Here is a 22,105-nt window from a genome sequence, read left to right as displayed (position 1 = left end):
TTGCCCGGTACGCCTGAGCGTGGCGCCGAGGGCCCGGAGTCCGGGTGTGAGAGCCTTGATCGGCCGCTCTGACCTGGTACTCCACTCTTCTGAGGGCTGATCGGGTAGCCGGACGGCGCGTTAGCGGGGGCTGCTCGTGAGTGCCGCATAAGGATGCAGTAGCGTTTGGCCCGCATAAGCATTCAAACCGTGCCCGTGGCCGGGTCGCCGGGGAGGCGCACAGCGACTCCCGGGGGCGACGCGATCCCGGGCGAGACTTCGGGAAGGCGCTACGTGAGTCCCAACGGCTCCGACCGCTCGCCGCGGCGCACGATGCGGCGGAAGCTGCCTCAGGCGCTGGCACTGGGCCTCGTCATCGCGACCGCCACCGGCTGCTCGGCCAACGACCTCCCCAGGCTTGGCCTTCCGACCCCCGTCACCGCAGAGGGCCCGCTGGTCCTCCGCATGTGGCAGGGCTCCTGGATCGCGGCTCTGGTGGTCGGCGCACTGATGTGGGGTCTGATCATCTGGAGCGTGATCTTCCACCGCCGCAGCCGCAGCAAGGTGGAGATCCCCCCGCAGACCCGGTACAACCTGCCCATCGAGGCGTTGTACACCGCGGTCCCCCTCGTCATCGTCTCGGTCCTGTTCTACTTCGTCGCCCGCGACGAGGCCCGGTTGACCCAGACCTCCGCCAAGCCGGACCACATGATCAACGTGGTCGGCTTCCAGTGGAGCTGGGCGTTCAACTACGAGAACACCGAGAACCCGGACCCGGCCAACACCCAGGCCGCGTACGAGGTCGGCACCACGGGCGAGCCTCCGACGCTCTACCTGCCGATCAACGAGACCGTGCAGTTCCGCCTCACCTCGCGGGACGTCATCCACGACTTCTGGCCCGTCGACTTCCTGATGAAGCAGGACGTGGTCCCGGGCGTGGTGAACAAGTTCGAGGTCACGCCGACCTCGTACGGCACCTTCCGCGGCAAGTGCGCCGAGCTCTGTGGCAACGACCACTCCCGGATGCTGTTCAACGTCAAGGTCGTCGACCGGGCGGAGTACGACAAGCACCTGGCCGAGCTGCGCGCTAAGGGCCAGAAGGGCGCGGTGCCCTCGGGCATCTTCAGCAGCCAGGGAAGTGAGAAGTGACTATCCTCAACGAGCCCGCAGCCGCGGGCGGGGCCGCCGGGGCTTCGGTCACGGCCGGTGCCCAGCGGACCCGCAAGCCCGGGTCCACCATCATCAAGTGGATGACCACCACCGACCACAAGACGATCGGCACGCTGTACCTGGCGACGTCGTTCGCGTTCTTCCTGATCGGTGGTGTGCTGGCGCTCGTCATGCGCGCCGAGCTCGCTCGTCCGGGGACCCAGATCCTCTCGAACGAGCAGTTCAACCAGGCGTTCACCATGCACGGCACGATCATGCTGCTGATGTTCGCCACCCCGCTCTTCGCGGGCTTCGCGAACTGGATCATGCCGCTCCAGATCGGCGCCCCCGACGTCGCCTTCCCGCGACTGAACATGTTCGCCTACTGGCTCTACCTGTTCGGCTCGATCATCGCGGTGGCCGGCTTCCTCACCCCGCAGGGTGCCGCGGACTTCGGCTGGTTCGCCTACTCGCCGCTCTCCGACGCCGTGCGCTCGCCCGGCATCGGCGCCGACATGTGGATCATGGGCCTGGCCTTCTCCGGCTTCGGCACCATCCTCGGCTCGGTCAACTTCATCACCACCATCATCTGCATGCGCGCGCCCGGCATGACGATGTTCCGGATGTCGATCTTCGTCTGGAACGTCCTGCTGACCGCCGTGCTGGTGCTGCTGGCCTTCCCGGTCCTCGCGGCCGCGCTGTTCGCCCTGGAGGCGGACCGGAAGTTCGGGGCCCACGTCTTCGACCCGGCCAACGGTGGCGCCATCCTCTGGCAGCACCTGTTCTGGTTCTTCGGCCACCCCGAGGTGTACATCATCGCGCTGCCGTTCTTCGGCATCGTCTCGGAGATCATCCCGGTCTTCAGCCGCAAGCCGATGTTCGGTTACCAGGGCCTGATCGCCGCCACCATCGCGATCGCCGGCCTCTCGGTCACCGTGTGGGCGCACCACATGTACGTGACCGGACAGGTACTCCTGCCGTTCTTCTCGTTCATGACCTTCCTGATCGCGGTCCCGACCGGTGTGAAGTTCTTCAACTGGGTCGGCACCATGTGGAAGGGCTCGCTGAGCTTCGAGACCCCGATGCTCTGGACGGTCGGCTTCCTGGTCACCTTCCTCTTCGGTGGTCTGACGGGTGTTCTGCTCGCCTCCCCGCCGATCGACTTCCACGTCTCGGACTCCTACTTCGTGGTGGCGCACTTCCACTACGTGGTGTTCGGCACCGTGGTGTTCGCGATGTTCGCCGGCTTCCACTTCTGGTGGCCGAAGATGACCGGCAAGATGCTCGACGAGCGTCTGGGCAAGATCACCTTCTGGACGCTGTTCATCGGCTTCCACGGCACCTTCCTGGTCCAGCACTGGCTCGGCGCGGAGGGCATGCCCCGCCGCTACGCCGACTACCTGGCCGCGGACGGCTTCACCACCCTGAACACCATCTCGACCATCGCGTCGTTCCTGCTCGGTCTGTCGATCCTGCCGTTCCTCTACAACGTCTGGAAGACCGCGAAGTACGGCGAGAAGATCGAGGTCGACGACCCGTGGGGCTACGGCCGTTCGCTCGAGTGGGCGACCTCCTGCCCGCCGCCGCGGCACAACTTCCTCACCCTTCCCCGGGTGCGGTCCGAGTCCCCGGCGTTCGACCTGCACCACCCCGACATCGCCGCGCTCGACTACCTCGAGTACCACGGTGAGCCGGGCAAGCACTTCGAGGGCGTCACGCCCGCGAAGTACGACGCTCCGCAGCTGGGCAAGGGCCTGAAGAAGGACGGGGACGCCTGATGAAGGAACAGGGCAAGATCTTCATCGGCTTCGCCGTCTTCATCCTGATCATGGCCGTGGTCTACGGCATCTGGTCGAAGGAGCCGGCCGGCACCACCGCGCTGTTCCTCGCCTTCGGCCTGTGCGCCATGGTCGGCTACTACCTGGCGTTCACCGCCAAGCGGGTGGACACCGGCGCGGGCGACAACCCCGAGGCCGAGGTCGCGGACGACTCCGGCGAGCTGGGCTTCTTCGCCCCGCACAGCTGGCAGCCGCTCTCGCTGGCCATCGGCGGCGCCCTGGCCTTCATGGGCGTGGTCTTCGGCTGGTGGCTGCTGTACTGGGCCATCCCGATCATCCTGGTCGGCCTGTACGGCTGGGTCTTCGAGTTCTACCGGGGCGAGAACCAGAACCAGTAAGGTTCCGGCACCCGCACCGACCGGACGGCCGGACATCCCTGACGGGGTGTCCGGCCGTCCGGCGTTCCCGCACCCCGCAGCGGCTCACCGGGTGGTGCGTTCACCCGCCCGGGCGCACGCCGGTGGTGTTGGAGGTGCCCTCTGCGGTCGGCTGTTCCTACGATCTGATACGTCGTCGGATCACCCACCAGGAGGCAGCCGTGAAGACCAGGCACGGACTCGCGGCGGCAGCGGCCCTGGCCCTCCTGGCGGGATGCTCCTCGGCGGGGCCCGCCGAGACGGCCGTGGGGCCCGCCGATCCGGTGGACGTCACCTCGATGGTCCGGCTCTCCGCCACCGGCGAGACCGACCCCGGACAGGCCGTCACCGTCTCCGCGGAACAGGGCGGGCTGCTCACCGACGTGACGGTGATCGGCGCCGACGGGCGGCTGCTGCCCGGTGAGCTGACGGCCGATCAGCGCAGCTGGCGCTCGACCGGCCCGCTGATGGCGGGCAGCAAGTACCGGGTCCTGGTACTGGCCGACGACGGCAAGGGCGGCCGCGGCGGCACCACCCGGCAGTTCACCACCGCCGCCGCCACCCACCTGCTCACCGCCGAGCTCGGCCCCGACTCCTCCGGCAGCGGGATCTACGGCGTTGGCCAGCCGCTCACCGTGAAGCTCTCCGAGGCGGTCGAGGACCCGGCGGCCCGTCAGGAGGTCGAGCGGGGCCTCACGGTGGTCTCCGAGCCCGCCGTCACCGGCGCCTGGTACTGGGTCGACTCCAGGAACCTGCACTTCCGCCCCAAGGAGTACTGGCCCGCCAACGCCACCGTCAGCCTCGCCTTCGACCGGCAGGGCCGGCACATCGCCGGCGACCTGTACGGCGGCGAGACGGCCACCAGGACGCTGCGCACGGGCGACCGGGTGGAGGTCACGGTCGACGCCGGCTCGCACTACCTGACCTACAAGCGCAACGGCGTCGAGGAGCGGTCCATCCCGGTCACCACCGGCAAGCCCGGCTTCTCCACCCGGAACGGCGTCAAGGTGGTGCTCGGGCAGGAGGCCCAGGTCCGGATGAACGGCGAGTCGATCGGCATCCGCGAGGGCAGCAGCGAGGCCTACGACCTCCAGGTGAAGTGGGCCACCCGGGTCACCTGGAGCGGCGAGTACGTGCACGCCGCCCCGTGGTCGGTCGGCTCCCAGGGCCGCGAGAACGTCAGCCACGGCTGCACCGGCATGAGCACCGACAACGCCAAGTGGTTCTTCGACCAGACCCGCATCGGCGACGTCGTCCAGGTCGTCAACAGCCGCGGCGACCAGATGGAGCCCTTCGGCAACGGCTTCGGCGACTGGAACGTCCCCTGGGACCAGTACGTCCAGCACTCCGCCCTCGGCAAGCCCGTCTCCACGGCGGCCCCGACGACCACCACGGTGGCTGCGGCTCCGATCATCGGTTGACCCGGGGGCGCGAGGAACTGCGCGAGTGCGGAAGGCGGCCCAGCGCCAGGTCGGGGCACGTCAGCCAGTCGCACGTGTTGCCGTTCCCCAGCGCGCAGTTCCTCGCGCCCCCGGGTCAGTGATGGGCGATCTTCAGCGCGTTGGTGACCGCTGCGAGGGCTTCCGCCTCGGTGAGGCCGAGGCGGGCCGTCCGCTGCGCGTAGTCCGCCGCTGCCGCCGCTGCGAGCTTGTGGGCGGTGTCGCCGGTGGCGGCGATGAGGGTGCCGCGTCGTCCGTGGGTCTCGACCACCCCGTCGGCCTCCAGCTCGCGGTAGGCCCGGGCCACCGTGTTGGCGGCGAGGCCGAGCTCCTCGGCCAGGGCCCGGACGGTGGGGAGCCTCAGGCCGGCGGCCAGGGCCCCGCTGCGGGCCTGTTCGGCGATCTGGAGCCGTACCTGCTCGTACGGGGGAGTGGCCGACTGGTGGTCGACGGACAGCTGCACGTGGTCTCCTGACGGTTCGTTGGCCCCATTCTGCCGGAAAGGCCGATGGCCCCCGCCGCGGGAGCGGCGGGGGCCATCGGCTGTGGCGTTGCTACGGGTGAGATCAGTGGTGGCCGTGGCCGCTGGTGATCTCGTGGTGCTCCTCGGCGGTGGGCTTGGGGATCTGGCTGCCCTCGCCGTAGAAGCCCCGGGAGAGCTTCGAGCGGGTCTTGGCGAGGACGCCGACCTTGCGCTTGACGCCGTTCTCGTCCACCTCGGCCGGCAGCTCGATCGGCTGCGGCTGCTCGTGGGCGGTGTACTTGTGCAGGTCCGCCTGCGGCAGCTGCGCGTGCACCTCGACGAACTCGCCGTGCGGCAGGCGCTTGATGATGCCGGTCTCGCGACCGTGCAGCACCTTCTCCTTGTCGCGGCGCTGGAGGCCGAGGCACCAGCGCTTGGTGACGATGAACGTGATCACCGGGATGACGAAGAAGCCCACCCGGACGAAGTACGTGATGTCGTTGATCGAGAGGTGGAAGTGCGTGGCGAACAGGTCGTTGCCACCACCGATCAGCAGCACCAGGTAGAGGCTGATCCAGGCCGCGCCGAAGGCGGTGCGGACGGGAGCGTTGCGCGGGCGGTCCAGGATGTGGTGCTCGCGCTTGTCGCCGGTGACCCAGCTCTCGATGAACGGGTAGACCGCGATGGCGACCAGGACCAGCGGGAAGATCATCAGCGGGATGAACACGCCGAGGTTCAGCGTGTGGCCCCACAGGCCGATCTCCCAGCCCGGCATGACGCGGATCAGGCCCTCGGAGAAGCCCATGTACCAGTCGGGCTGGGCGTCGGTCGACACCTGGTCCGGACGGTACGGGCCGTACGCCCAGATCGGGTTGATCGTGGCGATCGCCGAGACCGCGGCGATGATGCCGAAGACCAGGAAGAAGAAGCCACCGGCCTTGGCCATGTAGACCGGCATCAGCGGCATGCCGACGACGTTCTGCTCGGTCTTGCCCGGGCCCGCCCACTGGGTGTGCTTGTGGTAGAAGACCAGGATCAGGTGGGCGACCAGCAGGCCGAGCATGATGCCCGGCAGCAGCAGGACGTGGATGGTGAAGAACCGCGGCACGATGTCGGTGCCGGGGAACTCGCCGCCGAACAGGAACATCTGGAGGTAGGTGCCGACCAGCGGCACCGCCAGGACGGCGCCCTCCATGAACCGGATGCCGGTGCCCGAGAGCAGGTCGTCGGGGAGCGAGTAGCCCATGAACCCGTCGAACATGCCCAGGAACAGCAGCAGGAAGCCGAAGACCCAGTTGACCTCGCGCGGCTTGCGGAACGCGCCGGTGAAGAAGACGCGCATCATGTGCACGATCATCGCGGCGACGAACACCAGCGCGGCCCAGTGGTGGATCTGACGGATCAGCAGACCACCGCGGACCTCGAAGGAGATGTCCAGGGTCGAGGCGTAGGCCTCCGACATCCTGATCCCCTGGAGCGGGGCGTAGGAGCCGTGGTACACGGTCTCGCCCATGCTCGGGGTGAAGAACAGGGTGAGGTAGACACCCGTCAGGATGATGATGATGAAGGTGTAGAGGCAGATCTCGCCCAGCATGAAGGACCAGTGGTCCGGGAAGATCTTCCGCAGGTTGGCCTTGGCCAGGCTGTAGATGCCCAGCCGGCCGTCGGCCCAGTCCGCGGCCGCCTCGTACTTGTTGGCGGGCTTGGCGCGGGTGCTGGCCGGCTTGGCGGCACCCGAGGTGCTGCTCGTGCTCATCGGCTGCGCTCCCAGTAGCTCGGACCGACGGGCTCGTCGAAGTCGCCGGTGGCGACCAGGTAGCCCGCTTCGTCAACGGTGATCTTCAGCTGCGGCAGGGGGTGGCCGGCCGGGCCGAAGATGACGCGCGCGCCGTCCGCCAGGTCGAAGGTCGACTGGTGGCAGGGGCAGAGCGCGTGGTGGGTCTGCTGCTCGTAGAGGCTGATCGGGCAGCCGACGTGGGTGCAGATCTTCGAGTAGGCGAGGATGCCCTCGAAGCCCTTCTCCTTGGACTTCTCGTCCTTGAGGTCGCCGGGCGCGATCCGGACGAGCATCAGCGCGTCCTTGGCGATCTGGACCTGGAAGTCGTGCGCGTCCTCCTCGAGGCCTTCCGGCTTCGCGAAGGTGAGCGAGCCGACGATGACGTCCTCGGGCTTCATCGGCTCGTTGGTGTTCATGTTGATCAGCTGGAGCGGCTTGGCCTGGGTGGCCTCCTTCCAGCCGGTGTGCTCCAGCTTGTCCTCGGGCAGCGGCCCGAGGTCGCGGAGCAGCACCACGCCGGAGAGCGGCACCAGGGCCATCGACCCGATCAGGGTGTTGCGCAGCAGCTTGCGACGGCCGAAGCCGGACTCGGCGGCACCCGTCTTGAACTGCTCGATGACGTCGGCGCGGACCTCGTCGTCGGCCTCGATCGGGTGGCGCTCGGCCGGGATCTCGTGGTCCGACATCAGGGTGCGGGCCCAGTGGACCGCGCCCGCGCCGATGCAGAAGAGCGCCACGCCGAGGGTCAGGCCGAGCGCGAAGTTCAGCGCGCTGACGTGACCGATCGGGAAGATGTAGACGATCTTGTCGATCGGGAAGATCACGAAGGACGCGATGAACCCGATGGTCGACAGCATCGACAGGATGAACAGCATCGCGACCTGGCGCTCGGCCCGCTTGGCGGCCCGCTCGTCGATGTCGGTGCGACGCGGCTCGTGGGCCGGCAGGCCCGGGTCGGCGAACGGGTCGCCGTGCGTGGCGACCGCGGTGCCGTGGGAGTCGTGCGACTCCGGCAGGTTGTCCTTGGACATGTCGTGGCTCATGACTTCTTGGCCTTGGTGGTGTGGGCGGCGACCCAGATCGCGACCGCGATGAGCGAGCCGAGGCCGAAGATCCAGCCGAACAGGCCCTCGGTCACCGGACCGAGGCTGCCCAGGGTCAGGCCGCCGGGGTTGGGCTCGTCGTTGGTGGTGTGGCGGACGAAGGCCACGATCTGCTTCTTCTGCTCCTCGGGCATGGTGCTGTCCGGGAAGGAAGGCATGTTCTGCGGGCCGGTCTGCATGGCCTCGTAGATGTGCTTGGCCTCCACGCCCTCGAGCGACGGGGCGTACTTGCCCCGGGTCAGGGCACCACCCTGACCGGCGAAGTTGTGGCACTGGGCGCAGTTGGTCCGGAACAGCTCGCCGCCCTTGGCGACGTCGTCCGGGTTGGTGGAGGTGTACTGCTCCTTGAGCGGAACCACCGGGCCGGGGCCGAGCGAGGCCACGAAGGCGGCCATCTGGTCGATCTCGGGCTGCGAGTAGATGACCTTCTTCTTCGGCACCTGCGCGCCGGGCTGCTGGGCCGGCATGCGGCCGGTGCCCACCTGGAAGTCGACCGCGGCGGTGCCGACGCCGACCAGGCTCGGACCGTCCGAGGTGCCCTCGCCGTTGAGGCCGTGGCAGGAGGAGCAGCCGACGGCGAAGAGCTTCTTGCCCTCATCGATCGCGAGCGACTGCGCCGAGCTGTCGGCCTGCGCCTTCTCTGCGGGCGCGAACGCGGCGTACAGTCCCCCGGTGGCCGCCAGGGCGAAGATTAGGACGAGCAGCGCCGCCAGTGGGTGGCGCCGTCGTGCTGAGAGCTTTTTCACGGATTTAACCCCGGGGTCAGGATCTGGTCGGCTGGATGGGCGTGCCCCGCGCGGCCCGTTCTGCTCGGGTGCTGCGGGGCCGCGCGCGGTCGGTCGGTGCGGTCAGTCGGCTCCGGCCGGCGGCCAGCGACCTGATCTAGCTGGTTACTTGATCAGGTAGATGGTCGCGAACAGGCCGATCCACACGACGTCGACGAAGTGCCAGTAGTACGACACCACGATCGCGGCGGTGGCCTGCTCGTGCGTGAACCGCTTGGCTGCGTACGTCCGTGCCAGGACCAGCAGGAACGCGATCAGACCACCCGTCACGTGCAGGCCGTGGAAGCCGGTGGTCAGGTAGAACACCGTGCCGTACGGGTCCGAGGACAGCGAGAGGCCGTCCTTCTTGACCAGCTCGGTGTACTCGAAGATCTGACCGCCGATGAAGATCGCGCCCATCACGAAGGTGATGACGAACCACGAGCGGAGCTTCTTCACGTCACCGCGCTCGGCGGCGAAGACGCCGAGCTGGCAGGTGAGGGAGGAGAGCACCAGGATCGTGGTGTTCACCGAGGAGAAGGGCACGTTCAGTGCGTGAGCCTTCTCGGTCCAGAACTCTGCGCCCTTGACCGAGCGGAGGGTGAAGTACATCGCGAACAGGGCCGCGAAGAACATCAGCTCCGAGCTCAGCCAGACGATGGTTCCGACGCTGACGAGGTTCGGCCTGTTGACCGCTCCGTGCGCGTGTCCGGTTTCTGTTGCTGTTGCTGTCGCCACGACGGACATTATGTCGGTCCCTTATTCCGTCTTCACGCCGGGGGGTCCACCTCGGAGTGTCCGGTGCGTGCGGTATGCCCCGATGGCAGCCGACGGGGCGTCGGAGACCCCCTCCACCGGCCCGGTGTCCGTTTTCTGATGGTTCATCGGAAGGTGCCGACACCCGTTCGCCCCGCGTGTTGCTCCGGGCCTCCTGACGGTCCGTCGGCTAGGGGCGCCCGCTCCCTCCGCCGTCCGGGTGGACTCGGCCCACCGGGTGACGGTCCGTCGCCCGAGCGGGTGAGTCCCGGGAGGGCTCGTCCCGGCGAGATCGCGCGAGGGGCTCACCACGGGCGGTGCGCCGGAGTAGCATCCGGAAGTGAACGTGGTCCGGATCACATCCGGGCCCGGTCGAGCCTCCGCGCGCGCACCACCCATATAAGAGGACGAGCACCGGGAGCAGGGCCCATGGCGCACACGACGGACGAGACGCTCACCGTGCTCGTCTACAGCGACGACCGCAACACCCGCGAGCAGGTCACCCTTGCCCTCGGCCGCCGCCCCGCCGCCGACCTCCCCGAGGTCGAGGTGCTGGAGTGCGCGACGGTGCCCGCCGTCCTGCGCGCCCTGGAGAAGGGCGGCATCGACCTCTGCGTCCTCGACGGCGAGGCCGTCCCGGCCGGCGGCCTCGGCGTCGCCCGCCAGATCAAGGACGAGATCTACGGCTGCCCGCCGGTCCTCGTCCTCATCGGCCGCCCGCAGGACTCCTGGCTCGCCGCCTGGTCCCGTGCCGACGCCGCCATCTCCCACCCGGTCGACCCGGTCCCCTTCGCCGAGTCCGCCGCCACCCTACTGCGAGCTCGCGTGGCGAGGCGTACTCCTGCGTAGGTGGTGATGCGTCCGGGGGCGCGGGGAACTGCGCGCCCAGCCACCCACGGTGCCGCACTCCGGATCTGACGGTCTGTCCCGCACGGTTCGGCCGTCTCACAGGGAAGAACAAGACCGCATCAGCGGGCCGCACCTCGCTAGGCTGGCTCCAGTCCACGTCAAGACGGAGAACTGGAGCTAGCCATGGCCCGTACCTGGCCCGACCTGTTGAGCGCACTGCTCGCCGGTGAGAACCTCACCCAGGCCGACGCCGCCTGGGCGATGGACCGGATCATGAGCGGCGAGGCCACCCCCGTCCAGGTGGCGGGCTTCGTGGTGGCGCTCCGCGCCAAGGGCGAGACGGTGGACGAGATCGCCGGCCTGGTCGACTCGATGTACGCCCACGCCGTCCAACTCACCGTCCCCGGACCGGCGGTGGACATCGTCGGCACCGGCGGCGACCGCGCCAAGACGGTCAACATCTCCACCATGTCGGCCATCGTGGCCGCCGCCGCCGGGGCCAAGGTGGTGAAGCACGGCAACCGCGCCGCCTCCTCCGCCAGCGGCGCCACCGACGTGCTGGAGCAGCTCGGCGTCAGCCCGGACGTCCCGCCGCACCGGGTGGCCGAGATCGCCGAGGAGGTCGGCCTGACCTTCTGCCCGGCCCCGGTGTTCCACCCCGCGATGCGGCACGCGGCCCCGGCCCGCCGCGACCTCGGGGTGCCGACCGCCTTCAACATCCTCGGCCCGCTGACCAACCCGGCCCGGGTGACCGCCCACGCGATCGGCTGCTTCGACACCCGCCTCGCCGGGCTGATCGCCGGGGTGCTGGCCCGCCGCGGCGCCAGCGCGCTGGTCTTCCGGGGCGACGACGGCCTGGACGAGCTGACCATCTCCACCACCTCGCACGTCTGGAGGGTGAAGGACGGTCAGGTCACCGAGACCACCTTCGACCCGCGCGAGGTCGGCATCGACCTGGTCGGCATCGAGGCGCTGCGCGGCGGCGACCCGGCCTTCAACGCCGCCGTGGTCCGCCGCCTGCTGGCGGGCGAGCGCGGCCCGGTCCGGGACGCGGTGCTGCTCAACTCGGCCGCCGCGCTGACCGCCCTGGACCTCACCGACGCCCCGCTCCCGGAGCAGCTGAAGGCCGGGATGGCGCGGGCCGCCGAGGCCATCGACTCGGGCGCCGCCGAGACCCTGCTGAAGAACTGGGCCGAGGCCACCACCCGTTCCTGAGCGTCGAGTTGAAGGCCCGGACCACGGTCCGGGCCTTCTTCGTACCCGGATGCGTCCAGATAGTGGAAGCCTGTTTGACCACTCCTCGGAAGCCGCTCTAGAGTTCACGACAGGTCATGAGCGACAGCGACAAGCCCCAGCTTGCTGTCCGGCAACCCTCCGTCCGTGGCGGGGTGCCCTGGGTGAGGACCGGGCACTGCGGCGATCCGTCCGCAGCGCAAGCGCGGACGTCGGCGGCACAGCTGCACCCCGAGGTCCCGGACCTTCAGAGGAGTGCACCCCCATGTCCGTCGCCACCTCCACCTGCGCCCCGCTCCCCGTCCTCGGCCACGACGTCCAGGTGCCGCTGGCCTCCGGCGAGAAGGTCACCTACGCCGCCCTCGACTACGCCGCGAGCTCCCCGGCCCTCCAGCGGGTCTGGGACGACGTCGCCGCCTACGCCCCGTACTACGGCTCGGTGCACCGCGGCGCCGGCTACCTCTCCCAGCTCTCCACCGACCTGTTCGAGCAGAGCCGCCGCACCGTCGAGGAGTTCCTCGACCTGCGCGAGGGCGACCAGGTCGTCTTCACCCGCGCCACCACCGACTCGCTCAACCTGCTGGCCGCCGCCGTCCCGGCCGGCACCGAGGTCTTCGCCTTCGAGACCGAGCACCACGCCTCGCTGCTGCCCTGGGCGCACAACGGCCTCAAGGTCACCTACCTGCGCGCCCCCCGCTCGCACGCCGAGGCGGTCGAGGCCTTCGACCTGGCGCTCGCTCAGAACCCCGCCGAGCACCGCCTGCTCTGCGTCACCGGTGCCTCCAACGTCACCGGCGAGCTCTGGCCGATCGCCGAACTGACCGAGGTGGCCCACCGCCACGGTGCCCGGGTCGTCCTGGACGCCGCCCAGCTGGCCCCGCACCACCGCGTCTCGGTCCGCGAGCTGGACGTCGACTGGATCGCCTTCTCCGGCCACAAGATCTACGCCCCGTTCGGCGCCGGCGTCCTGGCGGGCCGCTCCGACTGGCTGGACGCCGCCGAGCCCTACCTGGCCGGCGGCGGCGCCAGCCGCACCGTCGCCCGCGAGCTCGACGGCTCCGTCGCCGTCGAGTGGCAGACCGGCCCGGCCCGCCACGAGGCCGGCTCCCCGAACGTGATCGGCGCCTACGCCGTCGCCTCCGCCTGCCGGGCGCTCACCGAGGCCGGCTTCGACGCGCTGGAGGCCCGCGAGCAGGAGCTGATCGCCCGTCTGAAGGCCGGTCTGGCCGAGGTCCCCGAGGTCCGGGTGCTCAGCCTGTTCGGCGAGGACGCCGCCCGGGTCGGCGTGCTCTCCTTCGTGGTGCAGGGCTGGAACAGCTCGCACTTCTCCGCCGCGCTCTCCGCCGAGTACGGCATCGGCGTGCGCGACGGTCTGTTCTGTGCGCACCCGCTGGTGCGGACCCTGCTCGGCGGGGAGGAGGCGGCGCCCTCCGAGTGCGGCGCCCCCGAGCCGTCGCTGCCGGGCGAGCGCAGCCTCAACGCCATCCGGGTCTCCTTCGGCGCCGGCACCCCGGACGAGCACCTCGACCGCTTCCTGGCCGCCGTCCGGGCGCTCGTCTCCGACGGGGCGGCCTGGAACTACCGCAACGAGGGCGGCCGCTGCGTCGCCGACTCCCGTCGCAGCTGAGCGGAGCGTCCCGCAGGGGCGCGGGGAACTGCGCGCGGGGGAACGGCAGCACCTGCAACTGGCTGACGTACCCTCAGTTGCAGGTGAGCCGCCTTCCGTACCCGCGCAGTTCCTCGCGCCCCTGAGCGCTTGCCCTGCCGAGGCTCCGTACGTCAGTCGAGCCCGAGGGCGAACGCCGCTTCGAGGTCGTGCTTGGAGTAGGTGCGGAAGGCGATCTGGGTCTCGGTGTGCTGGACGCCGGGGATCTTGTTGACCTTGGCCGGGATGACGGCGGCGAGGTCGTCGTGGTGGCGGACCCGGACCATGGCGACGAGGTCGTAGCCGCCGGTCACGGAGTAGACCTCGCTGACGCCCTCGATGGCCGCGATCTCCTCGGCGATCTCGGGGATCCGGTCGACGCTGGTCCTGATGAGCACGATCGCGGTGATCACTCTGAAGCTCCTGTCCGTTGGTTCCGGGTCAGCGTAACGGCCGCCCAGGTGCCCAGGTACCCGGCGGCGAAGCCGATGACGTGGACCGCGTAGGCCACGCCGGTGCCCCCCTGGCGGACCGAGAGCCACTGGAGCAGGAACCAGAGCCCGAGCACCAGCCAGGCCGGGAACCGCAGCGGCAGGAAGAGCAGCACCGGCACCAGCGCGGTGACCCGCGCCCTCGGGTACAGCCGCAGGTAGGCGCCGAGCACTCCGGCGATCGCCCCGGAGGCCCCGACCAGGGCGCGGACCGATTCGGGCCCGCCGGTCTGCGCGAGCGCCCAGCCGTAGGTGGCGAGGTGACCCACCATCAGGTAGCCGAGCAGGAACCGGACCCGCCCGAACCGCTGCTCCACCCCCGGCCCGAAGACGAAGAGGAAGAGCAGGTTGCCCAGCAGGTGCGCCCACCCGGCGTGCACGAACAGACCGGTCAGCGGCGAGAGCAGCACCAGCTTGTGCGGCGAGGGCACCGGCGGCGGGCAGTCCGCCGACGCGGGCGGCAGCTGCCGGAGCCGGTCCTGCGTCAGCGGACGGTTCGCCAGCAGCTCGGCGGGGACGGCCCCCCAGCGCTGTTCGTAGCGCTGCTCGGCGCAGACCCGGGCCGGGCCGGTGCCGTAGCGGGGGTTGAGGCCGGCGCTGGGGGAGACCAGCAGGACCAGCAGGCTCAGGCCGATCAGCGTCCAGGTGACCACGGGGACCCGTTCCGGCGGGCGGAGGTCGCGGGTGCCGGGCGGGTCCAGGACGGGGGTGGCCATGGGTGCAGGCATTCCTCCGGGGCCGGTCCGGCACACCCGGGCCTGCTGCATGTGGGGGACCCGCCGGGCGGGCCGTAATCCGTCGGACCGGATCGCGGACGCCCGGTCCGCGGGCACCCGGCCAGGCAATAGGCTTGGCCTCCCGGACCCTGGGTGACCGCCGATCGCGCGGCACCAACGAGAGGACTTGGCACATGACCATCGCACTCCCCACCGCCGAGACCCGCTGGCGTTGCACGCTCTGCGGCAACCTCACCCGCTTCGACGTGACCCGCTCCGCCCGGACGGTGGAGTTCCTCCACTTCGACCTGGCCGGTGAGTCCAAGGTGGAGGAGACCGAGGTGCTCGCCGAGACCGTCGAGTCGGTCCGCTGCCGCTGGTGCAACGCGGTCGACCAGGTCGAGCTGGTGGCCCGTCCGGGGGCGGAGGACGCCGCCGCGGAGCAGCAGGACTCCTGAGATCGCGGGTGCCCCGGCCCGCCCGGCGTGTGGCGCGTGTCGGGCCGGGGCACGGTACCCGCGACAATTGCAGAGAGCGGTGTGTTTGAGGGCAGCGGCAACCGGCCGTGCGGACCCCGCGCAGCAGGATCGGAGCCGAGGACGTGGTGGACGCAGCCAGGGGGACAGCTGAACCGCAGGGGCAGCGACCCCCGGCGGGGCCGGCCCCTGCGGCCGCCGCGTCCGAGGACCCCGCCACCGAGGACCCCGCCACCGAGGACCCCACCACCGCGGGCCCCACCGTCGAGGGCCCCGTACCGCAGGACGCCGAGCAGCCCCACGGTGAGCAGTTGGGCCGTCCGCTCCCGGAGGGCGTCCGCCACCGCGTGGTGGGCATCGCCGCCGACGCCCTCGGCGGCCTCCCCGCCGGTGAACTCCCGGCCTCGCTGCGGCAGTACGCCAAGTTCACCCCCGCCCGCCGGGCCAAGTACGCGGCCACCGCGCTGGCCGCCGCGCTGGAGGCGGACCCGGCCTTCCGGCAGCGGATAGCCGAACGCCTGCGGCTGGGTCAGCCCGATCTGGTGAAGGCGTTGGAGTCGGGCAGCGTGCCGGGCGCGGCCGATCCGATGGACGTGGCCGCCGCCGCCTACCTGGTCCGCCCGGCGGGCTGGGCCGCGCTGGTGGCGGAGGCCGGGGAGCAGGCCGAGCGGGCCGGCGCCGAGGGGGCGGCGGCCGAGGCCGAGCGGCTGGTGGAGAAGCTCCAGGAGGAGCTGGCGGAGGCCAGGGCCCACGCCCGGGCCGACCTCGACCGGCAGCGCGCCGAGGGCGAGGGGGTGCGGCGCGAGGCGGAGTCGCTGCGCAAGAAGGTGCGGAGCCTGGAGAGCGACACCCGGCGGGCGCAGGCCGAGGCCCGCAAGGCGCAGGCCGAGTTGGCGGAGGCCAGGGCCGCCGCGTCCGCCGAACTGAGCGCCGCCGAGGCGGAGTCCCGGCGGCTGCGGCACCGGATCACCGAGCTGGAGGGCGCGCTGGAGACCGGCCGCCGTTCGGTCCGGGAGGGCCGCAGCGTCGAGGACATGCGGCTGCGGCTGCTGCTGGACACGGTGCTGCAGTCGGCCCAGGGCCTCCAGCGGGAGCTGGCGCTGCCGGTGACGCAGCTCCATCCCGCCGATCTGGTGGACGCGGTGGTACCGGGCTCGGCCTCGCCGCACGACGTGGCCCGGCGGGCGCTGGCCGAGGACGATCCGGCGCTGCTGGACCAGTTGCTGGCGATCCCTCAGGTGCACCTGGTGGTGGACGGCTACAACGTGACGAAGACCGGGTACCCGACGCTGCCGCTGGAGCAGCAGCGGATGCGGCTGTTGGGCGGGCTGGCGATGCTGGCCCAGCGCACCCAGGCCGAGGTGACCTGCGTGTTCGACGGTCAGGACCTGGACGCTCCGGTCATCATGGCGCCGCCGCGCGGCGTGCGGGTGCGGTTCAGCCGGACCGGCGAGACGGCGGACGAGCTGATCCGCCGGCTGGTGCGGGCCGAGCCGCAGGGGCGGCCGGTGGTGGTGGTCTCCACCGACAAGGAGGTGGCGGACGGCGTGAAGAAGGCGGGTGCGCGCCCGGTCTCCTCGATGCTGCTGCTCCGGCGGCTGTCCAGGCCGTGAACTCTTCTGATGTCCGGTCAGGGGAGCGTGGCGCGTTTGTGTCCGTCTCGTGAAAGCCGCTGTGCGTAGGGAAGTTCGTCCCGGTAGGGGAGTGGCGCGACGGCTCCTGACTCACTAGGGTCAGGCGTCAAACCTATTTTCTGGACTATCGCTCGAACGGGTGGGCGTCCAGGAGTGCTGAAGGAGTTCGTCACCTTGGCTTCCCACCGCCGTCCCAAGCAGCCGAGCCGCGCACGGGTCATCGTGCTCACCGCCGCCGCTGCGACCGCGGTCGCCGTCTCCGCCCAGTCCGGTGCCTACGCGGCCCCCGCGAAGCCGACCAAGGACGAGGTCAAGGCCCAGGTCGACAAGCTCTACGAAGAGGGCGAGCAGGCCGCCGAGCGCTACAACGGCGCCAAGGAGCGGGCCGACCAGCTGCGCAAGCAGGCCGACCAGCTGCAGGACCAGGTGGCCCGCGGCCAGGAGCAGATGACGCAGCTCCAGACCGGCCTGGCCGCCGTGGCGGCGGACGAGTACCGCAACGGCGGGGTCGACCCGTCGGTGGCGCTGATGCTCGCCTCCGACCCGGACGGCTACCTGAGCAAGGCCTCCAGCGCCGACCAGGTCAACCAGACCCAGGCGCAGACCCTGCGCTCGCTCCAGGACCAGCAGCGCCGGCTGGACCAGCAGAAGGCCGAGGCCGCCTCGGTGCTGGCCGAGCTGGACCGCAACACCAAGGCCCTGAACGACTCCAAGAACGAGGTCCAGCGCAAGCTGCAGGAGGCCAAGAACCTCCTCAACCAGCTGAGCGCCGCCGACCGCGCCGCCATCACCAGCGGCGACCGCTCCTCCCGCGGTGCCACCCGGATCGACCCGAGCACCCTGCCGCCGGCCGCCGGCTACGCGGGCGTCGCGATGAACGCCGCGCTCAGCAAGCAGGGCCGCGCGTACGTCTGGGGCGCCACCGGCCCGAACAACTTCGACTGCTCCGGCCTGATGGTCTGGGCCTACGCGCAGGCCGGCGTCTCGCTGCCGCGCACCTCGCAGTCGCAGGCCAGCGTCGGCACCAACGTGGGCAACGACGTGGCCAACGCCCAGCCGGGCGACCTGATCATCTATCACAGCGACGCGCACCACGTCGGCATGTACATCGGCAACGGCATGATGGTGCACGCGCCGCGCACCGGTGACGTGGTCAAGGTGGCCCCCGCCAACGTGATGCCGATCAAGACCATCCGCCGCGTCTGACGGCCGGTCAGCCGAGCACGGCATAACGGACATCTGGTGTGAGCCGGGGCAACTGACGCCCCGTGACACGCCCGGGCCCGCCGGAATCCCGCTGTGATGTGGGACACCTCCGGCGGGCCCTCCGTCGTCTCCGGAGGGCGAAATCTCAGCTCACCGTGCATTCGTGATCACGGTCGGTCGCAATCACAAATGCACTTGGACTTTCTTCCGTCTTTTTTCTTACAAGGATTTGAACCGATCACGGTTGGGTTACTAGGGTCATTGTCGAACCACCGCACTGTCGATCGTCCAGCCTGGGCGGCGGCGGTGGTTACCGCCGAGTTCGAGACGCAGCGGGGCAGGGAGAGTTGACTGCCCGACAGGGGACCCCCGAGGGGGTGGCTGCCGATCGGAGCCGGGGAACCACGTTCCTCGGGGTGAATCGGCGTCAGGCCGGCCGGTCCGTCGCGAGACGGTGCGGGGGTGAGACGTCGTAGGGCTACCTTCCAGCCCGAACCCGTCAGCTCACCCGGTAGGCGGACGTAGGAAGAAGGAGCCCGCCTTCGTGGCGTCCCATCGTCGTCCCAAGCCTGCCAGTCGTACCCGCGTCTCGATCATGACGGCCGCCGCTGCCGCCGCCGTGGTCCTCTCCAGCCAGACCGGAGCGCACGCCGACCCGCAGCCCTCCAAGGACGAGGTCAAGAGCCAGATCGACCAGCTCAACGAGCAGGCCGAGGTCACGACCGAGCAGTTCAACGCGAACACCGAGAAGCAGCAGGCCCTGCAGACCCAGGTCGGCCACCTCCAGGACGAGGTGGCGCGCGGTCAGGAGCAGGTGAACGCCCTCCAGGCCAGCCTCGGTGAGATCGCCGCCGAGCAGTACCGCAGCGGTGGGATATCCCCGACCGTCCAGCTGATGCTCTCCAGCAGCCCGGACGCCTTCCTCGGCCAGGCCGGTGCGATCAACCAGGTCGGCGTCTCGCAGGCCGACGCGCTGAAGCAGCTGAAGACCGAGCAGGACAAGCTCGACCAGCAGAAGGCCGAGACCCAGGGCAAGCTGGCCGACCTGGAGAAGACCAGCCAGCAGCTGAAGGCCCAGAAGGAGGACGTCCAGGGCAAGTTGGCGAAGGCCCAGGCCCTGTACGACTCGCTGGACGCGGCCGAGAAGCAGAAGATCCGCGAGGCCGAGCAGAAGGCCGCCGCCGAGGCGAGCGCCAAGGCCGCCGCGGCGAAGTCCGCGGCCAAGCCGCAGTCCTCCGGCGGTGACGAGCGCGCCTCCCGTTCGGAGAGCCGCACCGACCTGAGCTCCCTCCCGGCCGGCTCCTTCGCCGCGACCGTGGTCGCCGCCGCCGAGGCGCAGATCGGCAAGCCCTACGGCTGGGGCGACACCGGCCCGGACTCCTTCGACTGCTCCGGCCTGATGGTCTGGTCGTTCAAGAAGGCCGGGATCTCGCTGCCGCGCACCTCGCAGTCGCAGGCCGGCGCCGGCACCAACATCGGCACCAACATCGCCGACGCCAAGCCCGGCGACCTGATCATCTACTACGGCGACCGGCACCACGTCGGCCTGTACGTCGGCGGCGGCCAGATCGTGCACGCCCCGCGCACCGGCACCCTGGTCCGGCACGAGTCCGCCACGGTGATGCCGATCAACGCGATCGTCCGGGTCTGACCCACCCGAACGTCCTACAGCCCGCAGGCCCGGCCCCGTGCCGGGCCTGCGGCGTTTCCCGACGGTGGATCAGCTGTCCGATTAGTGGTCAAATATTCGTCCCTGTAGGGGTTTGGACTAGATCGCCGCGACTCGCTAACGTCTGCCCCCGGACCTCCGTCAGGACGCCCGCCCACCTGGTCGGCGGCGGTGGCCCGGCCGCACAGGAGCCGCCGCCGTGTCTCGTTCCCCCCTGCCGGCCGCCCGCCGGCTGACCCGCGCGCTGGTGCTCACCGCCGCCGCCACCACGGTGCTCGGCGTGGCGGCGGCCGGGGGCGCGGCCGCCGCGCCCGGCGCCCCGGCCGAGCCGACCTCGCGCAAGGACGTCAAGGCCCAGGTCGACCAGATCTACGAGGAGGCCGAGCAGGCCTCCGAGCGCGCCAACGCCGCCCAGGAGCAGCAGCGCGTCCTGCAGGCCGAGACCGGCACCCTCCAGGACCAGGTGGCCGCCGCCCAGGAGGAGCTCAACCGGCTGCGCTCCGACCTCGGTTCGGTGGCCGCCGCCCAGTACCGGGCGGGCGGCATCGACCCGGCCGTGCAGCTGATGCTGGACTCCGACCCGGCCGGCTACCTCTACCGGGCCCGCACCCTGGACCAGGTCAGCGAACGGCAGAACGACACCTTGCGCCAGGTGATCGACCGTCAGCGCCGGCTGGACCAGCGCCGCGCCGAGACCTCGGCCAAGCTGGCCGAGCTGGAGTCGGTGCGGCGCACCCTGGCGGAGAGCAAGCAGGAGATCCGCCAGCGCCTGGCCAAGGCGCAGCGGCTGCTGAACGGTCTGGGCGCCACCGAGCGGGCCCGGCTCCAGGCGGACGACGCCCGGGACGCCGAGCGCCGCGCGGCCCGCGGCGGGGAGCGGGTGGACCTCGGCAACCTCCCGGCCGCCTCCGGCCGGGCCGCCGCCGCGCTGGCCGCCGCCGCCAGCAAGATCGGCTCGCCCTACGTGTACGGTTCCACCGGCCCCCGCACCTTCGACTGCTCGGGTCTGATGTACTGGAGCTGGCGGCAGGCCGGAGTGACCCTGCCGCGGACCTCGCAGCAGCAAGCCAACGCGGGCCAGCGGATCAGTCTGGCCGACGCCCGCCCGGGAGACCTGGTGATCTTCTACAGGGACATGCACCACGTCGGCATGTACGCCGGCGGCGGTGTCGTGGTGCACGCGCCCTACCCCGGCGCCCGGGTGCGCTACGAGAGCGTCAACGCGATGCCCGTCACCGGAGTCGTCCGGGTATGACAGCAGCCGGTGGCCGGAGTGCGTCCGGCTCCGCCCCGCCGCTCTCCCGCCGGGCCGCGCTGCTGCTCGCGGCCGCCGGGCTGGTGCAGCTCTCCCCGCCCCGCGGCCGGTCGGCCGCCCCGGTGTTCTCCGGGCCGACGGCGGCGGCCACCGTGCCCGCCGTCCGGCCCGAGCTGGAGGCGCTGCTGGCCGACCGCGCCCGCGCGCTGCTGCGGCACGACGCGGCCGCTCTGCCCGCGGGGGAGGCCGGGCAGGCCGCGCTGCGCCGGCTGGCCGATCTTCCGCTGGCCGAACTCTCGTACCGCATCACCGAGTTCACGGAGCCGGCGGGCACCGGCGTGACCCTCACGGCCGAGCTCGGCTGGCGGGTCGCGGAGTACGACGAGTACCCGGCGGTGCTGCGGCGCCGGCTCTCCTTCGAACGGGGCACCGGAGGCTGGCGGCTGACGCAGGAGCAGCCCGAGGGCCCCGCCGCCCCCTGGGACCTCGGCCCGGTCTCGGTGGCGCCGGGCCGGCACTGCCTGGTGTTCGGCCAGGCCGCCCCGGCCGAGCTGGCCCGGACGGCGGCCGCCGCCGACCAGGCGGTGCCGCTGGTCGGTGAGGTCTGGGGCGCGGGCTGGCCCGGGAAGCTGCTGATCGGCCACCCGGCCACCGCCGAGCAGTTCGACCGGCTGCTCGGCACCCCCGCCGGGCAGTACGCCGGGATAGCCGCCGTCACCACCGCCGCGGCCGGGGCCCCGGTGCGCACCCCGGCCGACCGGATCCTGATCAACCCGCAGGCCTACGCGGGCCTGAGCGACCTGGGCCGCCGGGTGGTCACCGCGCACGAGATCACCCACGTGGCCACCCGCGCCGACACCAAGCCGTGGACCCCGCTCTGGCTCTCCGAGGGCGTGGCCGACCACACCGGCTACCGGGGCACCGACCGCACCCCGCAGCAGATCGCCCCCGAACTGGCGAAGGCCGCCGCGGCCCGGGGCTTCTCCCCGAAGCTGCCCGCCGACGCCGACTTCACGGCCGGGGCCACCGGGATCGCGCTGGCCTACGAACTGGCCTGGTCCGCCTGCGACCTGATGGTCCGCCGCTTCGGCGAGCGCCGGCTGGTCGCCCTCTACCGCGCGAACGCCGCGGCGGGCCCGGCCACCACCCGCGAGGAGTGGCTGGACGGCCTGCTGCGCACCACCCTCGGCCTCGGCCTGGACGAGTTCACCCGCCTGTGGGCCGACGACCTGCACCAGCGCTTCGCGCACTGACACGCCCCGAGCCGAAGGGCGCCCCGAGCCGCGCCCGGAGGCGAGCGGGCGAGT

Annotated in this window: 20 protein-coding genes and 2 riboswitches; of the genes, 13 read left to right on the top strand and 7 right to left on the bottom strand. The window is 71.1% G+C overall.

The window, feature by feature from the left end; genetic code table 11:
• Positions 1-273 precede the first annotated feature (273 nt).
• From ctaC to ACWCYY_RS19890, 4 genes are all read left to right on the top strand, one after another.
• Positions 274-1,128 carry an aa3-type cytochrome oxidase subunit II gene (gene ctaC, locus ACWCYY_RS19905; protein WP_345279841.1) on the top strand — a complete coding sequence of 285 codons (855 nt, stop codon included), beginning with the start codon at positions 274-276 and terminating at the stop codon, positions 1,126-1,128.
• A complete protein-coding gene (ctaD, locus tag ACWCYY_RS19900; RefSeq protein ID WP_380150205.1) occupies positions 1,125-2,906 on the top strand; it encodes an aa3-type cytochrome oxidase subunit I in 1,782 nt (593 codons plus the stop codon). The genes ctaC and ctaD overlap by 4 nt, the downstream gene beginning before the upstream one ends.
• Positions 2,906-3,304, top strand: a complete 399-nt coding sequence (locus ACWCYY_RS19895; protein ID WP_345279839.1) for a cytochrome c oxidase subunit 4 — start codon at positions 2,906-2,908, stop codon at positions 3,302-3,304. Before ctaD ends, ACWCYY_RS19895 begins: the two co-directional genes overlap by 1 nt.
• A 200-nt stretch (positions 3,305-3,504) precedes the next feature.
• A complete protein-coding gene (locus ACWCYY_RS19890) occupies positions 3,505-4,743 on the top strand; it encodes an Ig-like domain-containing protein (RefSeq protein WP_449796795.1) in 1,239 nt (412 codons plus the stop codon).
• Between the two features lie 115 nt (positions 4,744-4,858).
• Here ACWCYY_RS19890 and ACWCYY_RS19885 read toward each other — a convergent pair whose 3' ends face one another.
• From ACWCYY_RS19885 to ctaE, 5 genes are all read right to left on the bottom strand, one after another.
• A complete protein-coding gene (locus tag ACWCYY_RS19885) occupies positions 4,859-5,224 on the bottom strand; it encodes a GntR family transcriptional regulator (protein WP_449796794.1) in 366 nt (121 codons plus the stop codon).
• Between the two features lie 103 nt (positions 5,225-5,327).
• Positions 5,328-6,980, bottom strand: a complete 1,653-nt coding sequence (gene qcrB, locus ACWCYY_RS19880; protein WP_345279836.1) for a cytochrome bc1 complex cytochrome b subunit — start codon at positions 6,978-6,980, stop codon at positions 5,328-5,330.
• A complete protein-coding gene (gene qcrA / locus ACWCYY_RS19875; RefSeq protein ID WP_345279835.1) occupies positions 6,977-8,044 on the bottom strand; it encodes a cytochrome bc1 complex Rieske iron-sulfur subunit in 1,068 nt (355 codons plus the stop codon). The genes qcrB and qcrA overlap by 4 nt, the downstream gene beginning before the upstream one ends.
• The gene (gene qcrC, locus ACWCYY_RS19870; protein WP_345279834.1) at positions 8,041-8,850 is read right to left on the bottom strand and encodes a cytochrome bc1 complex diheme cytochrome c subunit; all 810 of its coding nucleotides are present in this window, start codon (positions 8,848-8,850) and stop codon (positions 8,041-8,043) included. Before qcrC ends, qcrA begins: the two co-directional genes overlap by 4 nt.
• 144 nt (positions 8,851-8,994) lie before the next feature.
• Positions 8,995-9,615, bottom strand: coding sequence for an aa3-type cytochrome oxidase subunit III (gene ctaE / locus ACWCYY_RS19865; RefSeq protein WP_345279833.1), 621 nt, complete (start codon positions 9,613-9,615; stop codon positions 8,995-8,997).
• A gap of 438 nt (positions 9,616-10,053) precedes the next feature.
• On the opposite strand from ctaE, the gene ACWCYY_RS19860 reads away from it, so the two are divergent.
• From ACWCYY_RS19860 to ACWCYY_RS19850, 3 genes are all read left to right on the top strand, one after another.
• Complete coding sequence (locus ACWCYY_RS19860; protein ID WP_345279832.1) at positions 10,054-10,473, top strand: response regulator; 420 nt, start codon at positions 10,054-10,056, stop codon at positions 10,471-10,473.
• A gap of 183 nt (positions 10,474-10,656) precedes the next feature.
• Positions 10,657-11,688, top strand: coding sequence for an anthranilate phosphoribosyltransferase (trpD, locus tag ACWCYY_RS19855; protein ID WP_449796793.1), 1,032 nt, complete (start codon positions 10,657-10,659; stop codon positions 11,686-11,688).
• A 112-nt stretch (positions 11,689-11,800) separates the two neighbouring features.
• Positions 11,801-11,918, top strand: a riboswitch (SAM riboswitch).
• Between the two features lie 53 nt (positions 11,919-11,971).
• A complete protein-coding gene (locus ACWCYY_RS19850) occupies positions 11,972-13,333 on the top strand; it encodes an aminotransferase class V-fold PLP-dependent enzyme (protein ID WP_345279829.1) in 1,362 nt (453 codons plus the stop codon).
• A 152-nt stretch (positions 13,334-13,485) separates the two neighbouring features.
• Here ACWCYY_RS19850 and ACWCYY_RS19845 read toward each other — a convergent pair whose 3' ends face one another.
• Both ACWCYY_RS19845 and ACWCYY_RS19840 read right to left on the bottom strand, forming a co-directional pair.
• Entirely contained in the window at positions 13,486-13,764 is a 279-nt protein-coding gene (locus ACWCYY_RS19845) for an Lrp/AsnC family transcriptional regulator (protein ID WP_345279827.1), read from the bottom strand.
• A complete protein-coding gene (locus ACWCYY_RS19840) occupies positions 13,761-14,558 on the bottom strand; it encodes a rhomboid family intramembrane serine protease (protein WP_449796792.1) in 798 nt (265 codons plus the stop codon). The genes ACWCYY_RS19845 and ACWCYY_RS19840 overlap by 4 nt, the downstream gene beginning before the upstream one ends.
• Positions 14,559-14,752: 194 nt before the next feature.
• On the opposite strand from ACWCYY_RS19840, the gene ACWCYY_RS19835 reads away from it, so the two are divergent.
• The 6 genes from ACWCYY_RS19835 (at position 14,753) to ACWCYY_RS19810 (ending at position 22,051) form a co-directional block, all read left to right on the top strand.
• The gene (locus ACWCYY_RS19835; protein ID WP_345279823.1) at positions 14,753-15,016 is read left to right on the top strand and encodes a hypothetical protein; all 264 of its coding nucleotides are present in this window, start codon (positions 14,753-14,755) and stop codon (positions 15,014-15,016) included.
• Between the two features lie 329 nt (positions 15,017-15,345).
• Positions 15,346-16,647, top strand: coding sequence for an NYN domain-containing protein (locus ACWCYY_RS19830; RefSeq protein ID WP_449796881.1), 1,302 nt, complete (start codon positions 15,346-15,348; stop codon positions 16,645-16,647).
• Positions 16,648-16,842: 195 nt separating this feature from the next.
• Complete coding sequence (locus ACWCYY_RS19825; RefSeq protein WP_345279821.1) at positions 16,843-17,874, top strand: C40 family peptidase; 1,032 nt, start codon at positions 16,843-16,845, stop codon at positions 17,872-17,874.
• Positions 17,875-18,246: 372 nt separating this feature from the next.
• Positions 18,247-18,408, top strand: a riboswitch (cyclic di-AMP (ydaO/yuaA leader).
• A 61-nt stretch (positions 18,409-18,469) separates the two neighbouring features.
• Complete coding sequence (locus ACWCYY_RS19820; protein WP_449796791.1) at positions 18,470-19,525, top strand: NlpC/P60 family protein; 1,056 nt, start codon at positions 18,470-18,472, stop codon at positions 19,523-19,525.
• Positions 19,526-19,742: 217 nt separating this feature from the next.
• Entirely contained in the window at positions 19,743-20,798 is a 1,056-nt protein-coding gene (locus ACWCYY_RS19815; protein WP_345279817.1) for a C40 family peptidase, read from the top strand.
• Entirely contained in the window at positions 20,795-22,051 is a 1,257-nt protein-coding gene (locus ACWCYY_RS19810; protein WP_449796790.1) for a hypothetical protein, read from the top strand. Before ACWCYY_RS19815 ends, ACWCYY_RS19810 begins: the two co-directional genes overlap by 4 nt.
• Positions 22,052-22,105: the final 54 nt, after the last annotated feature.

It is taken from the genome of Kitasatospora sp. NPDC001664 (assembly GCF_053596675.1).
Note: the sequence above shows the minus strand (reverse complement) of the source record. Positions and strands in the feature narration are given on the sequence as shown.

Coding starts and splice junctions, on each gene's coding strand:
- qcrA (WP_345279835.1), bottom strand. CDS start 8,044: ATGAGCCACGACATGTCCAAGGACAACCTGCCGGAGTCGCACGACTCC.
- qcrB (WP_345279836.1), bottom strand. CDS start 6,980: ATGAGCACGAGCAGCACCTCGGGTGCCGCCAAGCCGGCCAGCACCCGC.
- ctaE (WP_345279833.1), bottom strand. CDS start 9,615: ATGTCCGTCGTGGCGACAGCAACAGCAACAGAAACCGGACACGCGCAC.
- ACWCYY_RS19820 (WP_449796791.1), top strand. CDS start 18,470: ATGACGGCCGCCGCTGCCGCCGCCGTGGTCCTCTCCAGCCAGACCGGA.
- ACWCYY_RS19850 (WP_345279829.1), top strand. CDS start 11,972: ATGTCCGTCGCCACCTCCACCTGCGCCCCGCTCCCCGTCCTCGGCCAC.
- ACWCYY_RS19835 (WP_345279823.1), top strand. CDS start 14,753: ATGACCATCGCACTCCCCACCGCCGAGACCCGCTGGCGTTGCACGCTC.
- ACWCYY_RS19810 (WP_449796790.1), top strand. CDS start 20,795: ATGACAGCAGCCGGTGGCCGGAGTGCGTCCGGCTCCGCCCCGCCGCTC.
- ACWCYY_RS19840 (WP_449796792.1), bottom strand. CDS start 14,558: ATGGCCACCCCCGTCCTGGACCCGCCCGGCACCCGCGACCTCCGCCCG.
- trpD (WP_449796793.1), top strand. CDS start 10,657: ATGGCCCGTACCTGGCCCGACCTGTTGAGCGCACTGCTCGCCGGTGAG.
- ACWCYY_RS19895 (WP_345279839.1), top strand. CDS start 2,906: ATGAAGGAACAGGGCAAGATCTTCATCGGCTTCGCCGTCTTCATCCTG.
- ACWCYY_RS19860 (WP_345279832.1), top strand. CDS start 10,054: ATGGCGCACACGACGGACGAGACGCTCACCGTGCTCGTCTACAGCGAC.